The following is a 1,727-nucleotide window of genomic DNA, read 5'->3' as shown; positions in this document are numbered from 1 at the left end:
CTCCGGCGCCTCGGGGCTGGCGCGGAAGCGGCGCGGCGGCTGCGGCTCGGCCGGCGGGTCGTCCGGCTCGTCCTCCGGCCGGTCCTCGCGCGTCCAGGGCAGGGGCGACATCGGCCGCTCGCCCATGGCGGGCGGCGTCTCGCCGGCCAGCGTGTTGGTGCTGTTGATGGTGCGGCCGCCGAAGGGCTCGCCGGCGCCGGAGGGGCCGCGGCTGAGCACATTGGTCGGCGCGAAATAATCGGCGAGGCCCACGCGCTGCGCGTCGCTGGTGGCGTTGATCAGCCACATGAGCAGGAAGAAGGCCATCATCGCCGTGACGAAATCGGCATAGGCGATCTTCCAGGCGCCGCCATGATGGCCGCCATCGCCGCCGCCCTCCTCACGGCGGACGACGATGACGGTGCGCTGGTTCTTGTCGCGTTTCGCCACCTAAGCTCCTCCGGGGGCCAAGCCCCGCCGCGCCGTGTGGCGGCGCGCCCGGATGGTCAGACGGCGACGGCCATGCCGCCGGCCTCGACCGCGAGATGCGCCCGGCGCAGGCGCGGCTGGCCGTTCTGGAAGCGGGCGCGGGCGGCGGCGAGCTCCGCCATGCTCGGCTCCTCCAGCACATAGCCGCGGCCCCAGATGGTGCGCACGATCTCGGCCGAGCCGGCGGCGGCGAGCTTGCGCCGCAGCTTGCAGACGAACACGTCGAGGATGCGCTGGTCCGGCCCGTCCTCCACGCCATAGGCGCGGCTCATGAACTGCTCCTTGGTGAGCAGCACGCCGCGGCGCAGCATCAGCATCTCCAGCACGTCGAACTCGCGGCAGGTGATGCGGACATGGCGGCCATCGACGCTGACGGTGCGGCGCGCCTGGTCGAGCACGACATTGCCGCAGGTCAGCTGCGAGGAGGTGTGGCCGAGGCCGCGCCGCAGGATCGCCTGCATGCGCGCGATCAGCACCGGGGCCCGCACCGGGCGCAGCAGGACGTCATCGGCGCCGATGTTCAGCGCGGTCTGCTCGTCCTCGACCGAGATCGGGTTGGTGATGATGACCACCGGCATGCGCAGGCCGCGGCGGCGGATCTCCCGCAGCGCCGCGAAGGCCTGCAGGCGCGCATCGGCGACATCCAGCACGACCACGTCATAGGGGCCGCTGTGCTGGGCGATCGAAGGGGCTTCCGCGAAGGGTTCCGCGATGTCGCAGCCATGCCCATCCTGGCTGAGGCTGCGATGCAACTCTGGGTTCTGGCCCATCGAGGAGGCGAGGAGGATATGCATGCCAAGTCCTTGCGATTTTCGCCGGGATCAGAGCAACGGGGCTCGTAACGAAGCCTGAGGTATCTCTCGCCGATGTGAAGTGCAAGGTAAAGTTGTAGCGGGAGGCAGTGATGCCCCGGTTTTCAGGTTCATTCCATGGGATGCGGCGCGGAAGACACACTTCTTCCACCCAGGGTAGAAAATTCCCCGCGCAACTAGGCCATGGCGGGGTCCTGCTTGGCCGCTTCCAGCCGCAGCCGCAGCGCCAGCTGGCGGCAGACACCGCCCAGCTCGCCCGGCTCGGATTCCGCCGCCGATTCGGCCTGCGTCGCCAGCTCCAGCAGTTCCCCGGCCGCGGGAGGGGCCGCCCCCAGCAAGGAGAGTTGAAGTTTTTCAAGGGCTTCAAGGCCGCGCCCGGCGATGGCGCGGGAATCGCCGCGGCGCTCGCGCGGCAGGGTCGGGGCGAGGCCCGCCGCGCCCAGCAGC

3 protein-coding genes are annotated in these 1,727 nt (G+C 70.6%); all 3 read right to left on the bottom strand.

The annotated features are described in order from the left end of the window. Positions 1-429 (bottom strand): flagellar motor protein MotB (locus HMPREF0731_RS23380; RefSeq protein ID WP_007006082.1); only part of this gene is annotated, 429 nt, incomplete at its 3' end. A 56-nt stretch (positions 430-485) separates the two neighbouring features. After that, the gene (locus HMPREF0731_RS20220; RefSeq protein WP_007006081.1) at positions 486-1,262 is read right to left on the bottom strand and encodes a response regulator transcription factor; all 777 of its coding nucleotides are present in this window, start codon (positions 1,260-1,262) and stop codon (positions 486-488) included. A 194-nt stretch (positions 1,263-1,456) separates the two neighbouring features. Continuing rightward, positions 1,457-1,727, bottom strand: a 271-nt coding sequence (locus HMPREF0731_RS20215) for a hypothetical protein (RefSeq protein ID WP_007006080.1), incomplete at its 5' end; no start/stop codon positions are given.

The sequence above is a fragment of the Pseudoroseomonas cervicalis ATCC 49957 genome, assembly GCF_000164635.1.
Taxonomy (GTDB): Bacteria; Pseudomonadota; Alphaproteobacteria; order Acetobacterales; family Acetobacteraceae; genus Pseudoroseomonas; species Pseudoroseomonas cervicalis.
Note: the sequence above shows the minus strand (reverse complement) of the source record. Positions and strands in the feature narration are given on the sequence as shown.

Excerpts from the sequence above, each read along its gene's own strand:
- HMPREF0731_RS20220 (WP_007006081.1), bottom strand. The coding sequence starts at position 1,262 with ATGCATATCCTCCTCGCCTCCTCGATGGGCCAGAACCCAGAGTTGCAT.